Source organism: Georgenia sp., assembly GCF_054605595.1.
The window spans coordinates 1-18,662 of sequence record NZ_JBTSDU010000052.1 but is presented as its reverse complement, the minus strand read 5'-3'; the positions used below and the strand labels follow the sequence as shown (position 1 = coordinate 18,662).

Below are 18,662 nucleotides of genomic sequence, written 5' to 3'. Positions count from 1 at the left end.
TGACCAGGATCTTGGCCTCTGGGTACATCTCGGCGAGGTCGGCGATGAACGGGATGGAGCCACCGACGCCGATGTCGACCGGCTCGACTCCCCACGCCTGCCGGAACGCCCACCGGGCGGTGCGCATCTCGTCGGTGTCCTCCGCGGCGTCGAAGGCCTGGCCGCGCTCCCCCGGTGTCACGCTCACCTGCGCCCCGAAGGGGGCGTGTGCCGTCAGGTGCGCAGTCAGGGCGGCCTCGGCCGCGCGGGGGTCCTGCCCGGGGGCGATGCGCATGGAGAGCTTGGCCCGGCACACGGGGGCGATCGTGTTCGAGGACTTCGCGACGGAGGTCGCGTCGAGCCCGATCACGGAGATCGCCGGTTTGGTCCACATGCGCGCGGCCAGCGCCCCGGTGCCCGCCAGGCGGTAGCCGTCGACGACGGACGCGTCGGCCCGCAGCGCGGCCTCGGGGTAGTCCACCGCTGCGTCCGGGCGGGCGACGAGGCCGGCGACGGCGACATCGCCGGCGTCGTCGTGGAGCGTGGCGACCAGGCGCGCCATGAGGGTGACGGCGTCGAGGATCGGCCCGCCGAACATGCCGGAGTGGACGGCGTGGTCGAGCACGCGCACCTCCACGTCGCAGTCGACCAGGCCGCGCAGCGACGTGGTCAGGGCGGGCACACCCACCCTCCAGTTGTTCGAGTCGGCGACGACGATGACGTCGGCGGCGAGGCGGTCGCGGTAGGCGCGCAGGAACGGTCCGAACGTGGGCGAGCCGATCTCCTCCTCGCCCTCGACGAACACGGTGACGCCCACGCCGAGGTCCTCACCGAGCACCCGCAGGGCACCGACGTGCGCCATGACGCCCGCCTTGTCGTCGGCGGCGCCGCGGCCGTAGAGGCGCTCACCCCGCTGCACGGGCTCGAACGGGTCCGCGGTGGACCACCCGGCGCCCTCACCGGGGGGCTGGACGTCGTGGTGGGCGTAGAGCAGGACGGTCGGCGCGCCGGCCGGGCCGGGGCGGTGCGCGAGGACGGCGGGGCGGCCGGTGCGGCCGTCCCCGGTCTCGAGGGTGAGGACGTCGACCTCGGGCATACCGGCGTCGCGCAGCAGCGCGGCGACGGCGTCGGCGCTGGCGCGCACGTGGGCCTGGTCGAAAGCGGGCGAGGACACGCTCGGGATGCGCACGAGGGCCTCGAGATCGGCCCGCACCCGGGGGAAGGCCTCGTGGGTACGGCGGGTGATGTCGTCGACGGTGGTCACCGGTCGAGGTTAGCCCGGCCCGGGGCTCGACCGTGGTCGGCGGCGTGGCGAAGCGTCGTCCGCGGGTGGTTCCGCCGCCGCTGCGGACGGTTCCGCGCGACGTGGCCTGACGCACGACGTCCGACCGTCTCTCCTCAACTACCATGGTCGGGTGATCGGACGTCGTCGAACCAGCACCCCCGCCGAGCCCGTGGTCGCCCAGGAGGCGCCCGCCGGGAAGGGCCACCCCACGCCCAAGCGCAAGGAGGCCGAGGCGCGCAACCGCCGCCCGATCGTCGTCGACGACCGCAAGGAGGCCAAGCGGATCGCGCGCCAGAAGCGCAACGAGGCCTACGAGCGCCAGCGGATGGCGATGCAGACCGGCGACGAGCGCTACCTGCCGCTGCGTGACAAGGGTCCGGTGCGCCGGTATGCCCGGAACTACGTCGACGCCCGCTGGTCACTCGCCGAGTTCTTCATGCCGCTCGCGCTGGTCATCATCGTGGTCCTCATGTTCGTGTCCGCCAACGTGGCTCTCGCGAACACCCTGATGATCGGCATGTACGCCCTCCTCCTCGTCGCGATCGTCGAGTCCGCGATCGCCTCCCAGATGCTCAGGCGCAAGCTCGTCAAGAAGTTCGGCGCCGAGGCCATCCCGCGCTGGACGGCGTTCTACGCCTTCGGTCGCAACTTCTACTGGCGCCGGCTCCGACAGCCGAAGCCGCAGGTGAAGCGGGGAGAGTTCCCCGCCTGACGGCGCCGTCGCCCCGGCTACCATCACGGGCATGGTCACTCATCGGCACGTGGGCCGTTCCGGCCTGAAGATCTCCGAGATCACCTACGGCAACTGGCTCACGCACGGCTCCCAGATCGACCAGGAGACAGCGGCGGCGTGCGTACGGGCCGCGCTCGACGCCGGGATCACCACCTTCGACACCGCGGACACCTACGCCAACGGCAAGGCCGAGAAGGTGCTCGGCAAGGCGCTCAAGGGCGAGCGGCGCGAGTCGCTCGAGATCCTCACGAAGGTGTTCTGGCCCACCGGCCCGATGGGACCGAACGACTCCGGCCTGTCCCGCAAGCACATCATGGAGTCGATCAACGGCTCGTTGAAGCGCCTCAGGACCGACCACGTCGACATCTACCAGGCGCACCGGTACGACGTCGCCACGCCGATCGAGGAGACGATGCAGGCGTTCGCGGACGTCGTGCGCCAGGGCAAGGCCTTGTACATCGGCGTGTCCGAGTGGACGGCGGAGCAGATCCGCGTCGCCCACGACCTCTCCGGGCAGCTCGGCTTCCAGGTGGTCTCCTCCCAGCCGCAGTACTCCATGCTCTGGCGCGTCATCGAGGACGCCGTCGTGCCCGCCTCCCGTGAGCTGGGCCTGTCCCAGATCGTGTTCTCACCCGTGGCCCAGGGCGTGCTGACCGGGAAGTACGCACCGGGTACACAGGTGCCCGGCGGCTCCCGCGCGGCCGACAAGAAGGGTGGCGACCGATTCATCCGGCGGCTCGTCGACGACGAGGAGCTGCTGCGCCGCGTCCAGCTCCTGCGCCCGGTCGCCGAGCAGCTCGACCTCACCATGGCCCAGCTGGCCGTGGCGTGGGTGCTCCAGCACGACAACGTCGCCGCGGCGATCATCGGTGCCTCCAGGCCGGAGCAGGTGGCGGAGAACGTCCAGGCGGCGGGTGTGGACGTCCCCGACGAGCTGATGGGGCGCATCGACGAGATCCTCGGGGACAAGGTCGTCCGCGATCCCGCCCTGACGTCGCAGCGCGCCCCGCACTCGCGTCCGTCCTGAACCGCGCTCCCGCTCGCGCGGTAGCCCCGGGCCCAGGGCGACCGCGTCCGCCCTGGGCCGCGTTACCGCGCGGCCAGCGCCCGGTTCATGTGCCCCGGCCACGCGGGGCCCTGGTAGATGAACGCGGTGTACGCCTGCAGCAGGTCGGCGCCGGCGAGAAGCATGGCCTCGGCGTCGAGCACGGAGGAGATCCCACCGACGCCCATGATCACCGGCCCCTCCCCCAGCCGCTCACGCAGCCGGCGGACGACGGCGAGGGCGCGGGCGCGCAACGGGGCGCCGGAGAGCCCCCCGGGGCCCAGGTCGTGGTCGACGGTGGTGTTGGTGGCGACCACCCCGGCCAGGCCGAGCTCGAGCACGAGGTCCGCGACGGCGTCGACGTCGGCGTCGGCCAGGTCCGGGGCGATCTTCACCAGCAGGGGCACCCGGCGCCGCGCGACGTCGTCCGCGGCGGTCTGGACGGCGGCGAGGATCGGGCGCAAGGTGCCCACCGCCTGCAGATCGCGCAGGCCCGGGGTGTTGGGTGAGGAGACGTTGACCACGAGGTAGTCGACCCAGCGGGCGACCTCGCGGGCGCTGGTCACGTAGTCGGCCACGGCATCCTCGAGCTCGGTGACCTTGCTCTTGCCGATGTTCGCGCCGACCACGACACCGCGTCCCCGACGGGTCGCACGCAGGCGCCGCAGTTGCTCCCCGGCCGCGGCGGCCCCGCGGTTGTTGAACCCCATGCGGTTGCGCAGGGCACGCTGCCCGACGTGCCGCCACAACCGGGGCCGGTCGTTGCCCGGCTGCGCCAGCGCCGTGACGGTCCCCACCTCGACGAAGCCGAAGCCGAGCATGTCCATGCCCAGGACGGCGTCGGCGTCCTTGTCCATGCCCGCTGCGAGACCGAGCACGCCCGGGACCGCGCGGGCGAGGGGGCCGTGCTCGGCGACCGTCGTCACGGGCCGGCGGGGGCGGCGCCCGAGCGTGGCACGCACCGCGGCGCTGAGCGCCGGCGCCTGCCCGACGCCGCGGATCAGCACCATCGCGTAGTGGTGGGCCCGCTCCGGGTCCACGCGCGCGGCCACGAGCCGGAAGGCGAGGGGGTACACGTCGCCAGCCTACCGGCGGCGTGCACCGCCGCCGTGGGCGTCAGTCCCGTTCGCTGCGCGCGGCGACCCGGACGGGGCTGGAGACCCACAGCCACGCGATGCCCAGCACCGGCAGCACCGCGGGGACGAACCCGTACCCCCGGCCGAAACTGGACCAGACGGTGTCGTCCGGGAACAGGTCCGGGGAGACCAGGCTCAGCGTGCCGACGGTGAGCACGCCGACGAACTCGAAGATCACGGCGCCCCACGCGACGCGGCGCATGCGGCGTCCGTTGTGCCCGAGTGCGACGGTCGCGACGAGGTACACGAGGCCGGCGAGCGCGGACAGGGCGTACGCGAGCGGGGCGTCGACGGCACGCTGCGCGAGCTGGACGGTGGCCCGGGCGAGCGCGGCCACGGCGAAGACGCCGTACACGAGGATCAGGACGCGGCCGAGCCCGTAGGCGGGACGTCGGGTGTCCGTCGTCGGCCCGGTGGCCACCGGTGGGCGGTACTCGCTCGTCATCATGTTCTCTCCGTTCATGCCGACCACAGCTGCCACACGCGGGCCTGCATCGCCAGGATCGCCACGCACGCCACGAGCAGGACCACCGAGCTCCACCGGCTCCGGTCCGCGAACGCCCACGCCCCCGCGGCCGGGAGCAGGACGATCGCCGTCGCCACGTAGCCCCAGAACGTCCACGGGTCCGCGAGGACGTGCCCGCCGTTCACCCCGACCAGCGCGACCACCACCTGCGCGACCAGCGCCAGGAGCACCACGCCGCCGAAGATCAGCTGCCTGAGGATCACGGCACGGTCGGCCAGGGCGAACCACGTCGCCCACAGCGCCAGGACGGCGGCGAGGATCGCGCTGACAGAGACGGCGAGGAGCACCCCGGGAGGTTATCCCCCCGCGCCCCGCGGACTAGCATCGGCGTGTGACTGATCTCGATCTCATCGCCAAGTTCCCAGCCCGTTCCAGCGCCGATGCGCTCGTCGTCGCGGTCGCGAAGACCGACGACGGCCCCCGGATCCTGGTCGGCAACCCGCTCCGTGCCGGGTTGGCCGCCGTCGAGGCCCTCCTCCCCGCGCTCGGGGTGAGCGGCAAGGCCGACGAGGTGGTCCGTGTCCCGGCCGGCACCGACCTGCCCGCGGCGGTCGTGGTGCTCACGGGCATGGGCGCCGTCGGCACCGACGGCCCGGCCCCGGAGGCGCTGCGCCGAGCGGCCGGTGCGGCCGTCCGGGCCCTCGCCGGCACCGCGCACGTGCTGCTGGCCCTGCCCGCGGACACCGCCGCACAGGTCGGTGCGGTCGCGGAGGGTGCCCTGCTGGGCGCCTACCGTTTCGACCATTACAAGAGCTCCGACCCCGCCCCGGTGGCCCGCCTGGAGCTGGTCACCCCGCTCGTCAGGGACAAGCTCGCCAAGGCCGCCCTCGCCCGGGCCCGGGTGGTGGGCGACGGTGTGCGGGCCACCCGTGACCTCGTCAACGCCTCGCCCCGCCACCTCTACCCGCAGACGTTCGCCGCCGCTGCCACGGCCGCGGCGAAGGGCACCAAGGTCAAGGTCACGGTGCTCGACGAGAAGGCGCTCGAGGCCGGTGGCTACGGCGGGATCCTCGCCGTCGGGCAGGGCTCGCAGCGCCCGCCCCGCCTGGTCAAGCTCGTCCACGCCCCGGCGCGCGCCAAGGCCCACTACGCGCTGGTCGGCAAGGGCATCACCTTCGACTCCGGCGGCCTGTCCCTCAAGCCCGCCAAGAGCATGGACCACATGAAGGACGACATGGCCGGCGCGGCCACCGTGCTGCACACCGTCCTCGCGGCCGCCGCCCTCGACCTGCCCGTGAAGGTCACCGGCTGGCTGGCGATCGCGGAGAACATGCCCGGTGGCGGGGCTCAGCGACCCGGCGACGTCATCACCATGCGGGGCGGCACCACGGTGGAGGTGCTCAACACCGACGCCGAGGGGCGTCTGGTGCTGGGCGATGCGCTCGCCGCCGCGCACGAGGAGGGGCCGGACGCGATCATCGACATCGCCACCCTCACGGGGGCGCAGGTGGTGGCGCTCGGCGAGCGCATCGGAGCCGTCATGGGCACCGACACCGTCCGCGATGACGTCCTGGCGGCCGCCGGCGCGGTGGGCGAGGAGTTCTGGCCGATGCCGCTGCCCACCGAGCTGCGCGACTCGCTGAAGTCCCCGGTCGCAGACATCGCCAACATGGGCGACCGGTCCGGCGGCATGCTCGTGGCCGGGCTCTTCCTCCAGGAGTTCGTCGGCGCCACGCCGTGGGCGCACCTGGACGTCGCCGGCCCGGCGTTCAACACCCGCGACGCGTTCGGCTACACCCCCAAGGGCGGCACCGCGGCGGGGCTCCGCACGCTGCTCGGCCTCCTCGAGGCGGCAGCGGGTCGCTGAGTTCGAGGAAGTGCGCCAAGGTGTCGGTGCGTGCCGTGACCGGCCCGTGGCCGCGGCCCAGAGCGTCCGTGTGACCGGCTCGGCACGGAACGGTTGGGCCTCGACCCGCGGAGAGTGAAAGAATGACCGTGATACCGACCCACCAGAGGTCCCCTGAGCGTGTTCAAGGAGAGGTACGTGGCTGATTCGCAGGAGTACGACATCGTGGTCCTAGGAGCGGGAAGCGGTGGGTATGCCGTCGCCCTGCGTGGTGCTCAGCTGGGTATGAAGGTCGCCCTCGTCGAGGGTGACAAGGTCGGCGGCACCTGCCTGCACCGGGGCTGCATCCCCACCAAGGCCCTCCTCCACGCCGCGGAGGTGGCCGACACCGTCCGCGAGAGCGAGAGCGTCGGGATCCAGAGCACGCTCGGTGGCGTCGACATGGCCGGCGTCAACACCTTCAAGGACGGCGTGGTCGCGAAGCTGTACAAGGGCCTGCAGGGCCTGGTCTCGTCCCGCAAGGTCGAGGTCATCAACGGCTGGGGCAAGCTCGTCGCCCCGGACACCGTCGAGGTCGACGGCGCTCGGTACAAGGGCAAGAACATCGTGCTCGCCTCGGGTTCGTACTCCAAGACGCTCCCGGGTCTCGAGATCGGTGGTCGGGTCATCACCTCCGAGCAGGCGCTGGAGCTCGACTACGTGCCGAAGAGCGCGATCGTCCTCGGCGGCGGCGTGATCGGCGTCGAGTTCGCCTCCGTGTGGAGCTCCTTCGGCACGGACGTGACGATCGTCGAGGGCCTGCCCCACCTCGTCCCCAACGAGGACGAGGCGCTCTCCAAGGGCCTCGAGCGCGCGTTCCGCAAGCGCAAGATCACGTTCCACACCAAGACCATGTTCGCCGGCGTCACCCAGAACGACAGCGGCGTCGTCGTCACCACGCAGGACGGAAAGACGATCGAGGCCGAACTCCTCCTCGTCGCCGTCGGCCGCGGTCCGGCGACCGCCAACCTCGGCTACGAGGAGAACGGCATCCCGATGGAGCGCGGCTTCGTGCTCGCCAACGATCGCCTCCACACCGGCGTCGGCAACGTCTACGCCGTGGGCGACATCGTCCCCGGGCTGCAGCTCGCGCACCGCGGCTTCCAGCAGGGCATCTTCGTCGCCGAGGAGATCGCCGGCCTCAACCCGCCGACGATCGTCGAGTCGGGCATCCCCCGGGTGACGTACTGCGAGCCGCAGGTCGGCTCCGTCGGCCTCACCGAGGCCGAGGCGAAGGAGAAGTTCGGCGCTGACGGCGTCCAGACCGTCGAGTACAACCTCGGCGGCAACGGCAAGAGCCAGATCCTCGGCACCACCGGCTTCATCAAGCTCGTCAGCGAGAAGGACGGGCCGATCGTGGGCGTTCACATGCTCGGTGCGCGCGTGGGTGAGCTCATCGGTGAGGGCCAGCTCATCGTCAACTGGGAGGCATACCCCGACGACGTGGCCAACCTCGTCCACGCCCACCCGACGCAGGACGAGGCCATGGGTGAGGCTGCCCTCGCCCTCGCCGGCAAGCCCCTGCACGCCCACAACTGACCCACTGAAGGAGACGCCAGGACATGTCTGAGTCCGTGAAGATGCCCGCACTGGGCGAGTCCGTCACCGAAGGCACCGTCACCCGGTGGCTGAAGGCCGTCGGGGAGTCGGTGGAGGTTGACGAGCCGCTGCTGGAGGTGTCCACCGACAAGGTGGACACCGAGGTGCCGTCGCCGATCGCCGGTGTGGTCGAGAAGATCCTCGTGGAGGAGGACGAGACGGTCGAGGTCGGCACCGACCTCGTCGTGATCGGTGACGGTTCTGACGGTGGTGGGTCCGCGCCGGCCGCCGAGGCAGCACCCGCCCAGCCGGCCCCCGCCGAGGCAGCGCCCGCCCAGCCGGCCCCCGCCGAGGCCGCACCCGTCGCCGAAGCCGCACCCGTCGCCGAGGTACAGCCGGAGCCGGCCGCACCCGCGGCGGCACCGGCAGCGGCTGACACCGCCGGCGAAGCCGTGAAGATGCCCGCCCTGGGCGAGTCCGTCACCGAAGGCACCGTCACCCGCTGGCTCAAGGCGGAGGGGGACACGGTCGAGGTCGACGAACCGCTGCTGGAGGTCTCGACGGACAAGGTCGACACGGAGGTGCCGTCGCCCATCGCAGGCACCGTCGTGAAGATCCTCGTCCAGGAGGACGAGACGGTCGAGGTCGGCACCGACCTCGTCATCGTCGGGCAGGCCGTTGCCGCTGCTCCGGCCGAGGTGGCCCCACAGGCCGCAGAGCCCGCACCTGCCCCCGCCGCTCCCCCGGCACCTCCTGCGGCACCGGCAACTCCGGCACCGGCGGCCCCGGCACCGGCAGCCCCGGCCCCCGCCGCCGCTCCCGCACCGACCCCTGCAGCCGCCGCTCCGGCCCCCGCCGCCGTTGCGGCCCCGACCCCTGCTCCCGCGTCCGGGTCTGCTCCCACCGCCAAGGCGGAGCCCGCCGCGGCCGGCACGGCCTATGTCACCCCGCTCGTGCGCAAGCTCGCCGCGGAACGGGGCGTCGACCTGGCCACCCTCACCGGTACCGGCGTCGGCGGTCGCGTCCGCAAGCAGGACGTCGAGATGGCCGCGGCGAAGGCCGCCGCAGCACAGGCGGCCCCGGCCGCTCCAGCCGGTGCCGGCCCGCGTACGCCCGCGCCGGTCGAGGTCTCGCCGCTGCGCGGCACCACGGAGAAGATGACCCGCCTGCGCAAGGTCATCGCCAAGCGCATGCGGGAGTCGCTGGACACGTCCACGCAGCTGACCTCGGTCATGGAGGTCGACGTCACCCGCGTCGCGCACCTGCGCGCCCGGGCGAAGAACGCCTTCCAGGCCGCGGAGAGGACCAAGCTCACCTTCCTGCCGTTCTTCGTGAAGGCGGTGACGGATGCGCTCAAGTCGCACCCGAAGCTCAACGCCACGATCGACGGCGACCAGGTGATCTACCACGGCGCCGAGCACATCGGCATCGCGGTCGACACCTCGCGCGGTCTGCTGGTGCCGGTCATCAAGGACGCCGGTGACCTGACGATCGGTGGCATCGCCAAGAAGATCAACGACCTCGCGGCCCGCACCCGGGACAGCAAGGTCACCCCGGACGAGCTGTCCGGGTCGACCTTCACGATCACCAACACCGGCTCGGCCGGTCTGCTGATCGACACGCCGATCATCAACCAGCCCGAGGTCGCGATCATGGGCGTGGGCACCATCGTGAAGCGACCCGCCGTGGTCATGGACGTCGAGGGCAACGAGACGATCGGCATCCGCTCGATCATCTACCTGTCCCTGACGTACGACCACCGCCTGGTCGACGGCGCCGACGCGGGCCGCTTCCTCCAGACGGTCAAGGGCCGCCTCGAGGAGGGCGCGTTCGAGGCCGAGGTCGGTCTGAGCTGACGCGGCCATGGTCTGAAGGCACCTCGACCTGAGGACACCACGGCGCCCCGCACCTCGGTGCGGGGCGCCGCTACCTTCCATGAACGCGAGCGTCGTCGCTCGCGCGAACGCGCCACGGGCGAGCCTCGGACGCTGCGCCGTCACCAGGCAGATCGATGGGCAACTGCCCGGTCAGGAGGGAGGGCCGAGGGAGGTGAGTCCTCGCTCGCCGGGCGGGGACTCCACCTCAGCAGGGCGCCACATCGGCAACCCGCCACGGCGGCCGCTCGAGCGTGAGCCGGGTGCACCGCTCCGGCTGGGCCGGTACCTCGGTCGGCGAAGCCCCCTCGGTCACGACGGAGTACGCCCCCTGCCGTGTCCACGCCTTGACGACGACCGCACCTCCGGAACCACCCCCACCCACCTCCGTACGCCCACCTGCCGGTCCACTGCCCACCGGCGCACCCCCGGCCGCGCCCTGCGCCCCCTCGCCGTGTGAGCCTCGGCCCGGCGCGGCCGCCACCACCCGCAACCGGGAGAGCTCGGTGCGCAGACCCTCGACGACGGCGCCCGCGGCGAGGAGCCGGTCGAGCAGGAGCGCGTCCGCTTCCGCCGGAGCCGAGCCAGGCACCGACAACGATGTCAGCAACGCGGCGTCGCCGGTACGCAGGGCGTCGTCCCGCGCGGTCAGCAGCTCTCGCACAGCAACGAGGACCTCGGCCTGCCCGACGGACACGTTCCCACCGGCGCCGCCCCCCGGATCGTGCTCGGTGGCGACGGCCGGTCCGGCGTCCACAACCTTCGTACCGGGTGCCGGGAGCTCGCCGCCCGCGGTCCAGCCGACCCCACCCACACCCAGCACCGCCAGACCGATGAGCACCGCCACACGTCGCACGGGACTCCCCCGCCGGTGGACCCGGCGTACCCGCCGGGTCTGGGCGAGCTGCGTGGGGACGTGCACGGCGTCCGCCCGCAGCTGAGCCTGCGCGAGTGCGCCCGGGTCGGGGAGCACGACCCCGCTCGCGTGGGCCAGGCTCGGCGCGAGGGTCGCCAGGTCACGCGCCGCCGGCCGGGTCCCCGGATTCGCGGAGAGCGCCGGACCGACGAGCCGGTCGACTGCGGCGTCGCCGTCGCTCGCCCAGAGCAGGAGCCGGGCGAGCGCCCAGACGTCGCCCGGGGCGCCGGGGGCGGCGCCGTCGGCCCGTTCGGGCGCGACGAACCCGCTCGTGCCGCGCTCCCGGACCCCCTCGCCCACCAGATCCACGAGCACCGGGACCCCGCCGGGGGCGAGGAGGACATTTGTCGGGGACACGTCGGCGTGGACGACACCGCGCGCGTGCAGATACCCCAGTGCCCCGCCGAGGCCGGCGAGCAGCGTGGCGATCTCGGGCGCGGTGAGCCCACCACGGGCGGTGCGCACGGTGGCGAGGCTCGGACCCGCGACCACCTCGCTCACGACCGCGCAGCGGCTCTCGGCGAGCGCGACGACGTCGAGCACCTGGGCCAGGTGCGGGTGGTGGCTGCCGCGCAGCCGCCCCAGCCGCCGCAGCTGCGCAGCGCCGCGGGGCCCCGGGGCCAGTGGCACGACGGCGACGACGACGCCGTGCCCGCCCGGGTCCCGCGCGGACCAGACCGCCCCGGCAGCGCCGAACCCGACGGGCGTCAACAACTCGTAGCCCGGCACGTCCGGGGCCCCGGGAGGGTGAGAGCGACGATGCTGGAACATGGTCCGAGCCAACCACTGCCGCGCCCCCGCGTGCACGGGGACCGCACTGCCTGTGGACAGCGCGTGGGGCGGGGCGTTCGCGCTGTACCCGGTGGCGCCACGGTCACCACGCGACCCGGCCAGGTCGTGGATGATCCCGGGTTCCAGCAGGGTCTGGCCACGGCCCGAGAGTCCCTGGGGGTCATTCGCGAGTAGCTGAGGCACATGAGCAGATGGTCCTCGCGGCTGCGAGGACCATCTGCTCATGTCGTTCTGGCGCCGGCGGCGCCCTTGTCTAGGTGTCCAGCCAGCCCAACGGGGTCAAGATGAGCTCCGGGACCAGCACCAGCACGATGACGAGCACGGTCTGGGCGAGGAGGTACGGCATCACGGGCTTGATGGTCGCACCGACCTTCACCTTCCCGACGGCAGCCGCCACGTTCAACGACGGGCCGACCGGGGGCGTGATGAGGCCGAGGACATTGGCCAGCGTGAAGACGATGCCGAAGTAGATGAGGTTGATTCCGGCCTCGTTGAGGAGCGGCAGGAAGATCGGCGTGAAGATGAGGATCGTCGGTATGACGTCAAGGATCGTCCCCACCGCGATGATGAACAGCATGAGGATGATCATGAGGAGCGTCGGATGATCGGTGAGGGCTCCGAACACCTTGGTGACGGTCGCCGGCAGGCCGGAGATCGCCATGTAATAGGCGGCGACCTGTGCGGCAGCCGCCAGGAACATGACCACGGCTGACATCTTCGCCGACGCCATCAACGCACTGAGAAGCTCATTGAATTTGATCTCACGATAGACCGCCAAACCCACGAACAACGCGTACACGACCGCGACGACGCCGGCCTCGGTTGCTGTGAATATGCCGCTCCGCAGGCCGACCAGAATGATCACCGGCAGCAGTAGTGCCCAGATGGCACCGAAAAGCAATTTGAAGTGCCCCTTGACTGAAGTCTTGGGGATGTCCGACTTGATGTTCTCGTGCTTACGCGCGATGAGGAACCACACGACGGCCATCGTTACCGTGATGTACACAGCCGGCGCAATGCCCGCGAGGAACAGCGAACTGATCGAAACACCCGCCGTCGCGCCGAAGATGATCAGCGGCACCGAGGGCGGCATGATCGGTGCCACGAGGTTCGCAGAAGCGACCAGCCCGACAGAGCGCTCCCGGTTGTATCCCTCGCGCACCATCATCGGGATGAGGATCGCACCCAGGGCAGCGGTGCTCGCCACGGCAGAACCGACGAGGCTTCCGAAGAGAAGGCAGGCGAGGATGGTCACGTATCCGAAGCCGCCCCGGACCCGGCCAACGGTAGCTCTGGCAAGAGCGATGATCCGGCGGGTCAAACCGCCACGGTTCATCAGTTCGCCGGTCAGGATGAAGAATGGCAGTGCCATCATCGCGACGGAGTCCGTGCCGCGCATGAGTTGCGCGGCCATGATCTGCGGATCGCCGGCATTTCCGCCCATCTGCACACCGGTGGCGACCGAGGTGAAGAGGAGCGCGAAGGCAATCGGCACACCGATGGCGATCGCACCAATGAGGTAGCCGAACAAAGGTCCAAGAACCCGCATGCCTACCCATTCCCTTGAGATTCTTCGGCGCCGATGACGCCTTCGACGTCCGAATCCTTGGTGGCGATGAGCTCACTGACGGATAGCTTCAGAATGAACAGCCGGTAGAGGTTTGCGCCCGCGATGAACAGGATCGCGCCCCCGGTGACGACACCGATCCCGAAGACCAGCGCCCGCGGGTACTGGGTGGCGACCCACCGATCGCCCAGGTTCTGGACGGCGAGGTCCCAACTCCCCTGAACGAGCAGCCACATGGTCCACATGATGATCAGCTGGACGATCGTGTAAAGAACCTTCTGAGCCTTCTCGGGGACACGATCGATGAGCGTGTCCACACCGAGGTGCTGGTTGTCCCGAAAGGCGCCGATCGTCCCGAGGTACACCAGATAGATGAAGCTCAGTCGTGTCACCTCCTCCGACCAGGCGAAGCCGGTGGAGAACAGGAAGCGCAGGACAACGTTCAAGAACATGAGGGCGACCATCATGAACAGAAACACAGCCATGAGCACTTCGACAGCTCGGAACAGTGAGTTGAATACCTTCGTCACGCAACTCCTCCTTGCCTCGTGTGGCGGGGTGCCTGCTCGTCGGCACCCCGCCAGCAGGAGGTCAGTTGATCTCTTGGATCTGCGCTGTGAGCGCCGGTGCCCAGTCGTTCTCGCTGAGGAGCTTCTCCGTGAGTGGTTTTAAAAGGTCGATCATATTTTCACGGTCGGCGTCCGTCATCGGCGTGACGGTGACCCCGTTCTCCTCGAGGAAGGCCCGGTCTGCGTCGACGCTCGCAAGGTAGTTGTCCCACGCCTGCGCGACCGTGGCGTCGGCAGCGTCGCGAACGATCTGCTGGTTCTCCTCGCTGAGGCTGTCCATGAACGGCGCGCTCACGATGAGCTCGAGCGTGGCGATGATGTGGTTTGTCTCGTAGACGTAGTCCTGGACTTCGTAGAACCCTTCGCTGATGATCGTCACCATGCCGTTGTCCTGGCCGTCGACGACGCCCGTCTCGAGTGCGGTGAACAGTTCGCCGAGCGGGATCACCTGCGGGCTGGCGCCGACGCTCTCCACGATGCCGAGGTGGATCGGGTTGCCGGGCATCCGGAACTTCTGCCCGGCGAAGTCATCGACTGACTCCAGGGGCTTGGAACTCGAGAACGTCCGGGCGCTGTTCGGGCCCCAGCCGAGGATGTAGGTCGTCGGGAACTGCTCGTTGAACTGGTCGCTCATGTCCTGGGCGATATCGCCGGTCCACACGGTCTTGGCGTGCTCGAGGTCGCGGTAGAGGAACGGCCAGTCGGAGATGAGCATCTTCGGGTATTCCTCATTCATCGGCGTACCGACGACGACGGCTTCGAGGGTGCCGTTTCGGACGCCGTCCCAGAGGTCCGACTCGTTGCCCAAGGTGCCCGAGTGGAAAACCTCGACGAGCAGCTCACCGTCGGAGGCTTCCTCGATCTGGGTCTTGAAGACCTCGTCGAGTGCTGCAGCCATCGGATGGCTCGCAGCCCAGTTGTCAGCCACGCGGATGGTCGTGGGCCCGGCGTCCGATTCGCCGGTGTCAGGGCTGCACGCAGCAAGCCCGACCGTCATGACGGCGGCTGTCAGGATGACGAGTGGTCGTTTCACAGTAACTCCTTTGTAGACGTGCATCGTGTTCCGAGGGTTTTGTCGATCGGGTGGATGGGTTCAGCAGTATTTGATCCGCGACGGCTGTCGCACGGAGGCGTTGGTCATCCGGCCATGTGGAGCAGCACCTTGCTGGAGCCGGTGGACCGATCGGCGGCCACGGCGAACGCCTCGATGGCGTCATCGATGGCGAAGTCATGGGTGAGGATCGGTTCGACGTCGAGCCCATCAGCAAGAAGCTGGACGGCTTCGGTCATCTCGTCGACGAAGCGGAACGAGCCGCCCCAGAGGATCTCCCGGGTCACCAGATCCCCCAGGACGGCCGACACCTCGACTGCCGGGAGGTTGCCGACCTGGACGACAGCACCTCCTCGAGCCGTCGCACGCAGGACGGGCCCCAGGGCTCCCGGCGCCCCGGATGCCTCGATGGTGATCTCGTACTCCCGGGTGAACGGAGCCGAGGAGACATTCACGGTCTCGTCTGCGCCCACTGCCACAGCGAGCGACAGGGTCGCCGGTGAGACGTCAGCAGCTGTCACCGATGCCGCTCCCAGGTGTTTGGCCGCTGCAACGACAAGCAGACCGATCGGGCCTGAACCATTGACCAGGATCTCTCGTCCCACGACGCCGCCCGGCACGAGGTCTGCGGCTCGCCGAAGCGCGTGGAGCGCTACGGCGAGAGGTTCAACGACGGCGCCGAGGCGGGTACTGACGCCGTCTGGCAGAGCGATGAGTTGGTCAGCCCGGATCACCTTGAGCGTGACAAACCCGCCGTCGGTGTGAGGGGCCAGGGCTGCGGAACCGAAGTAGCGCACCGACGGGTAAAGGTTGGTGCGGCCGGCGAGTCGTTCGGGCATGGCCCCATCGCCGACAAGGGTTGGCGGGTAGGCCGCGGCGGCCTGGCCCACGAGTGCCTCGTTGACGCCATCACCGACGGCGACGACGCGGCCGGCGAACTCATGGCCGAGAACCAGTGGGTGCTTGAGCACCGCGGTGCCCGATATCCCACGAGCGACGTAGGCCAGGTCCGAGCCACAGACACCGCCCCACTCGACGGCGAGGAGCACCTCCCCGGGCCCCGGCACTGGTTGGGGCAGGTCATCGACCCGAAGATCGCCCGGACCGTGCACGACTACTGCTTTCACGTGCTCCTCCGGTTGATCTTCTACAGAAGTGTCGCGAAGAGGACGTTCGCCGTTGACAGAAGACGACATCGTCTGACTACCCCTCGCCTCGTTGCGCTGATGCCGAACCTCTACGGAAAGTGAGGACGACTGCCTGTATGGTGCGGTGGTATACAAGCATCGTCCAGAAGCGGTGTCAACCCCGTAGGATGGGTACACGTGAAAGCCCGAGGGAGGGAACGGACATGGCGGCCCAGACCACGAGGGTTGGCCGACGCGAGGCCTACGACTTCCTTCGCTCGCGCATCATCCGCCTGGAACTACCACCCGGGACCGCCGTCTCCGAGAACGAAGTCGGAGCCACTCTGGGGGTTTCGCGCACCCCAGTCCGAGAGGCCCTGCTACTCCTCGCCCAGGAACGCCTGGTTGAGGTCATTCCACAGGTGGGGACCTTTGTTTCGCGTGTCGATCCGCGCCGAGTGCATGAAGCGCAGTTCCTGCGGGAAGCAGTGGAACTCGCATCGCTGCGATCACTGAGGTCGCCACTGGACCCCGTGGTGCTGGCGGCCTTGCAGTCCAACCTCGACGCCCAGGAGCATGTCACCGATAGCCTCGGCACGTTCTTCGAGCTCGACGAGGACTTCCACAGGGGGCTCATGGCGCTCGCCGACCATGAAGCATCGTGGGAGACCGTGGTGGCGGCGAAGGGACACCTCGATCGGGCGCGGCTGCTCGGCTACAAACAGCAGGCATCGACGCGCAGGTTCGTCGACGAGCATCGCGCCATCCTCGATGCTCTGGTCGCGGGGAACCTCGAGGGCGCCCAGGACCTGCTCCGTAACCATGTGCGCGTCATCTTCGAGGACATCCAGTCCGTGGAGCGCACGTCCCCGGAGCTGTTCGTCTCCGACCCGAACGCACGTCCGGTGCGTAAGTCCGTCATCGTGTGGGAGACCCCCACCAGCCCATCATCTGCCCCACCCCAGGTCGGTACCCGGCCCAAGGAACTCCATGAGCACCATTGAGAAGGCCGAAGTCTTCGTCTCGGCGCCGGGACGGAACTACGTCACACTCCGCATCACCACGTCAGACGGGGTCACCGGCCTCGGCGACGCCACGCTCAACGGACGTGAACTGGCGGTCGCGTCCTACCTGCGTGACCACGTGGCCCCGCTGCTCATCGGTCGCGATCCGGCACGCATCGAGGACACCTGGCAGTATCTCTACCGCGGCTCGTACTGGCGTCGGGGCCCGGTGACGATGACGGCGATCGCCGCCGTGGATGTCGCGTTGTGGGACATCAAGGGCAAGGTTGCCGGTCTTCCGGTGTATCAACTGCTGGGGGGCCGTTCCCGTGACGCGGTGATGGTCTACGGCCACGCCAGTGGCGCGGACGTCGAAGAACTCATGGACGACATCGCACGCTTCCAGGGAGCTGGATACCAAGCCATCCGGGCCCAGGCCGGCGTGCCCGGCCTGGCCGGCAGCTACGGGGTGCGCAAGGGGCTCGTCTACGAACCCGCCGCAACCTCACTGCCCAGTGAGCAGGCCTGGTCCACCGAACAGTATCTCGCCTTCGCGCCCGAATACCTGCGCAAGGTCCGCGACCGTTTCGGGTTCGATTTCCACCTCCTCCACGACGTCCACCATCGACTCACTCCCAACGAGGCGGCACGCTTCGGCAAAGAGATCGAGGAGCTCCACCTGTTCTGGATGGAGGATCCCACTCCGGCGGAGAACCAGCAGAGCTTTCGCCACATTCGCGGACACACGACCACCCCGATTGCCGTCGGGGAAGTCCTCAACAGCATTTGGGACGTCCAGAGCCTCATCACCGAGCAGTTGATCGACTATGTCCGCACCTCGGTTTCCCATTCGGGCGGAATCACCCATCTGCGTCGCATCTTCGACCTTGCCGCCCTCTACCAGGTCCGCAGCGGATCCCACGGCCCCACTGATCTGTCCCCAATCTCCCTCGCAGCCGCGACCAACATCGACGTCTCCATCCCCAACTTCGGAATCCAGGAGTACATGGCCTTTGCTCCCGAGACCCTCGAGGTGTTTCACGGCGGAGCCACCTTCAGCAGCGGGATGCTGTCCGTGTCCGAAGAGCCGGGGCTCGGTGTCCAGTACGACGACAAAGCCGCCAACCGGTTCCCCTATGACCCCAAGTACTTGCCAGTGGCTCGGCGCCTCGACGGGTCGGTGCACGACTGGTGATGCACAAGCGGTAACCGCGTCCTGGGGTTGGGAAGCTCCACTGCGGGCTCCCATAGCGCGTGAGGTTGGCGAGATGTGGCACCTTGGCGCCGATGCGGGCGAAGTCGTCCACGCGCGCCGCGCGGCACGCATCGCCACGGCCGGGTGGTCGTGCCGGGTCAGTTCCGCGCGGTAGCTCGCTACCAGGAGCAGTGAGTAGTCGGTTGCCGCGTCGACGACGAGGACCGAGACGGGTACGGGGCCGGGATGCCTGGTCAGGGTCGGTCGGTTCATCGTGACTCCCGCGCGGTCGCGGGCGTGCGCTGCCCGCGCGATCGGGCATGAGCGGGCGGATGGACCAACGGTCGCAGCATGGACGGCCAGCCGCGCGGGAGCCGGCGCAGTCTACGATCGAGGGGTGGAGCTTGAGCGCATCGATCTGGGAACCGCGCTGGTCGACTACCGGTGGGCCTGGGACCTGCAACGGCGGATCCACGCCGAGGTGGTCGCCGGGGACCGG

General features: G+C 69.7%; 16 protein-coding genes. 7 read left to right on the top strand and 9 right to left on the bottom strand.

Going from position 1 to position 18,662, the window contains the following annotated elements:
* A partial coding sequence (locus ACYC1Z_RS07990; protein ID WP_461408996.1) for a M20/M25/M40 family metallo-hydrolase occupies positions 1-1,243 on the bottom strand: 1,243 nt, incomplete at its 3' end.
* Between the two features lie 151 nt (positions 1,244-1,394).
* On the opposite strand from ACYC1Z_RS07990, the gene ACYC1Z_RS07985 reads away from it, so the two are divergent.
* Together ACYC1Z_RS07985 and ACYC1Z_RS07980 are read left to right on the top strand one after the other, a co-directional pair.
* A complete protein-coding gene (locus tag ACYC1Z_RS07985; protein ID WP_461408995.1) occupies positions 1,395-1,976 on the top strand; it encodes a DUF3043 domain-containing protein in 582 nt (193 codons plus the stop codon).
* Between the two features lie 31 nt (positions 1,977-2,007).
* Positions 2,008-3,024, top strand: coding sequence for an aldo/keto reductase family protein (locus ACYC1Z_RS07980; protein ID WP_461408994.1), 1,017 nt, complete (start codon positions 2,008-2,010; stop codon positions 3,022-3,024).
* A 62-nt stretch (positions 3,025-3,086) separates the two neighbouring features.
* Here the strand turns inward: ACYC1Z_RS07980 and ACYC1Z_RS07975 are convergent, their stop codons facing one another.
* From ACYC1Z_RS07975 to ACYC1Z_RS07965, 3 genes are read right to left on the bottom strand one after another with little or no spacing between them, the layout of a single operon-like run.
* Entirely contained in the window at positions 3,087-4,118 is a 1,032-nt protein-coding gene (locus ACYC1Z_RS07975; protein ID WP_461408993.1) for a quinone-dependent dihydroorotate dehydrogenase, read from the bottom strand.
* Between the two features lie 40 nt (positions 4,119-4,158).
* Entirely contained in the window at positions 4,159-4,641 is a 483-nt protein-coding gene (locus tag ACYC1Z_RS07970) for a hypothetical protein (RefSeq protein ID WP_461408992.1), read from the bottom strand.
* Positions 4,638-4,991: a hypothetical protein gene (locus ACYC1Z_RS07965; RefSeq protein ID WP_461408991.1), complete on the bottom strand. Its 354-nt coding sequence runs from the start codon at positions 4,989-4,991 to the stop codon at positions 4,638-4,640. Before ACYC1Z_RS07965 ends, ACYC1Z_RS07970 begins: the two co-directional genes overlap by 4 nt.
* A 44-nt stretch (positions 4,992-5,035) precedes the next feature.
* Between ACYC1Z_RS07965 and ACYC1Z_RS07960 the strand changes: the two genes are divergently transcribed.
* The 3 genes from ACYC1Z_RS07960 to sucB all read left to right on the top strand — a co-directional run bounded on the left by ACYC1Z_RS07960 (position 5,036) and on the right by sucB (position 9,924).
* Complete coding sequence (locus tag ACYC1Z_RS07960; RefSeq protein WP_461408990.1) at positions 5,036-6,511, top strand: leucyl aminopeptidase; 1,476 nt, start codon at positions 5,036-5,038, stop codon at positions 6,509-6,511.
* Between the two features lie 177 nt (positions 6,512-6,688).
* Positions 6,689-8,068 carry a dihydrolipoyl dehydrogenase gene (gene lpdA / locus ACYC1Z_RS07955; protein WP_461408989.1) on the top strand — a complete coding sequence of 460 codons (1,380 nt, stop codon included), beginning with the start codon at positions 6,689-6,691 and terminating at the stop codon, positions 8,066-8,068.
* A gap of 23 nt (positions 8,069-8,091) precedes the next feature.
* Positions 8,092-9,924 (top strand): 2-oxoglutarate dehydrogenase, E2 component, dihydrolipoamide succinyltransferase, encoded by a 1,833-nt coding sequence (gene sucB, locus ACYC1Z_RS07950; RefSeq protein ID WP_461408988.1) that lies wholly within the window; start codon positions 8,092-8,094, stop codon positions 9,922-9,924.
* 226 nt (positions 9,925-10,150) lie between these two features.
* Here sucB and ACYC1Z_RS07945 read toward each other — a convergent pair whose 3' ends face one another.
* The 5 genes from ACYC1Z_RS07945 to ACYC1Z_RS07925 form a co-directional block, all read right to left on the bottom strand.
* Positions 10,151-11,833, bottom strand: coding sequence for a protein kinase domain-containing protein (locus ACYC1Z_RS07945; protein ID WP_461408987.1), 1,683 nt, complete (start codon positions 11,831-11,833; stop codon positions 10,151-10,153).
* 70 nt (positions 11,834-11,903) lie between these two features.
* Positions 11,904-13,199 carry a TRAP transporter large permease gene (locus ACYC1Z_RS07940; protein WP_461408986.1) on the bottom strand — a complete coding sequence of 432 codons (1,296 nt, stop codon included), beginning with the start codon at positions 13,197-13,199 and terminating at the stop codon, positions 11,904-11,906.
* 2 nt (positions 13,200-13,201) lie between these two features.
* Positions 13,202-13,747 (bottom strand): TRAP transporter small permease, encoded by a 546-nt coding sequence (locus tag ACYC1Z_RS07935; protein ID WP_461408985.1) that lies wholly within the window; start codon positions 13,745-13,747, stop codon positions 13,202-13,204.
* Positions 13,748-13,808: 61 nt separating this feature from the next.
* Positions 13,809-14,783, bottom strand: coding sequence for a TRAP transporter substrate-binding protein (locus ACYC1Z_RS07930; RefSeq protein WP_461408998.1), 975 nt, complete (start codon positions 14,781-14,783; stop codon positions 13,809-13,811).
* A gap of 140 nt (positions 14,784-14,923) precedes the next feature.
* On the bottom strand, positions 14,924-16,033 hold the full coding sequence (locus ACYC1Z_RS07925; protein WP_461408997.1) for an L-idonate 5-dehydrogenase: 1,110 nt from the start codon (positions 16,031-16,033) through the stop codon (positions 14,924-14,926).
* 155 nt (positions 16,034-16,188) lie between these two features.
* Between ACYC1Z_RS07925 and ACYC1Z_RS07920 the strand changes: the two genes are divergently transcribed.
* Entirely contained in the window at positions 16,189-16,968 is a 780-nt protein-coding gene (locus ACYC1Z_RS07920) for a GntR family transcriptional regulator (protein WP_461408984.1), read from the top strand.
* On the top strand, positions 16,955-18,163 hold the full coding sequence (manD, locus tag ACYC1Z_RS07915; protein ID WP_461408983.1) for a D-mannonate dehydratase ManD: 1,209 nt from the start codon (positions 16,955-16,957) through the stop codon (positions 18,161-18,163). Before ACYC1Z_RS07920 ends, manD begins: the two co-directional genes overlap by 14 nt.
* Positions 18,164-18,662: the final 499 nt, after the last annotated feature.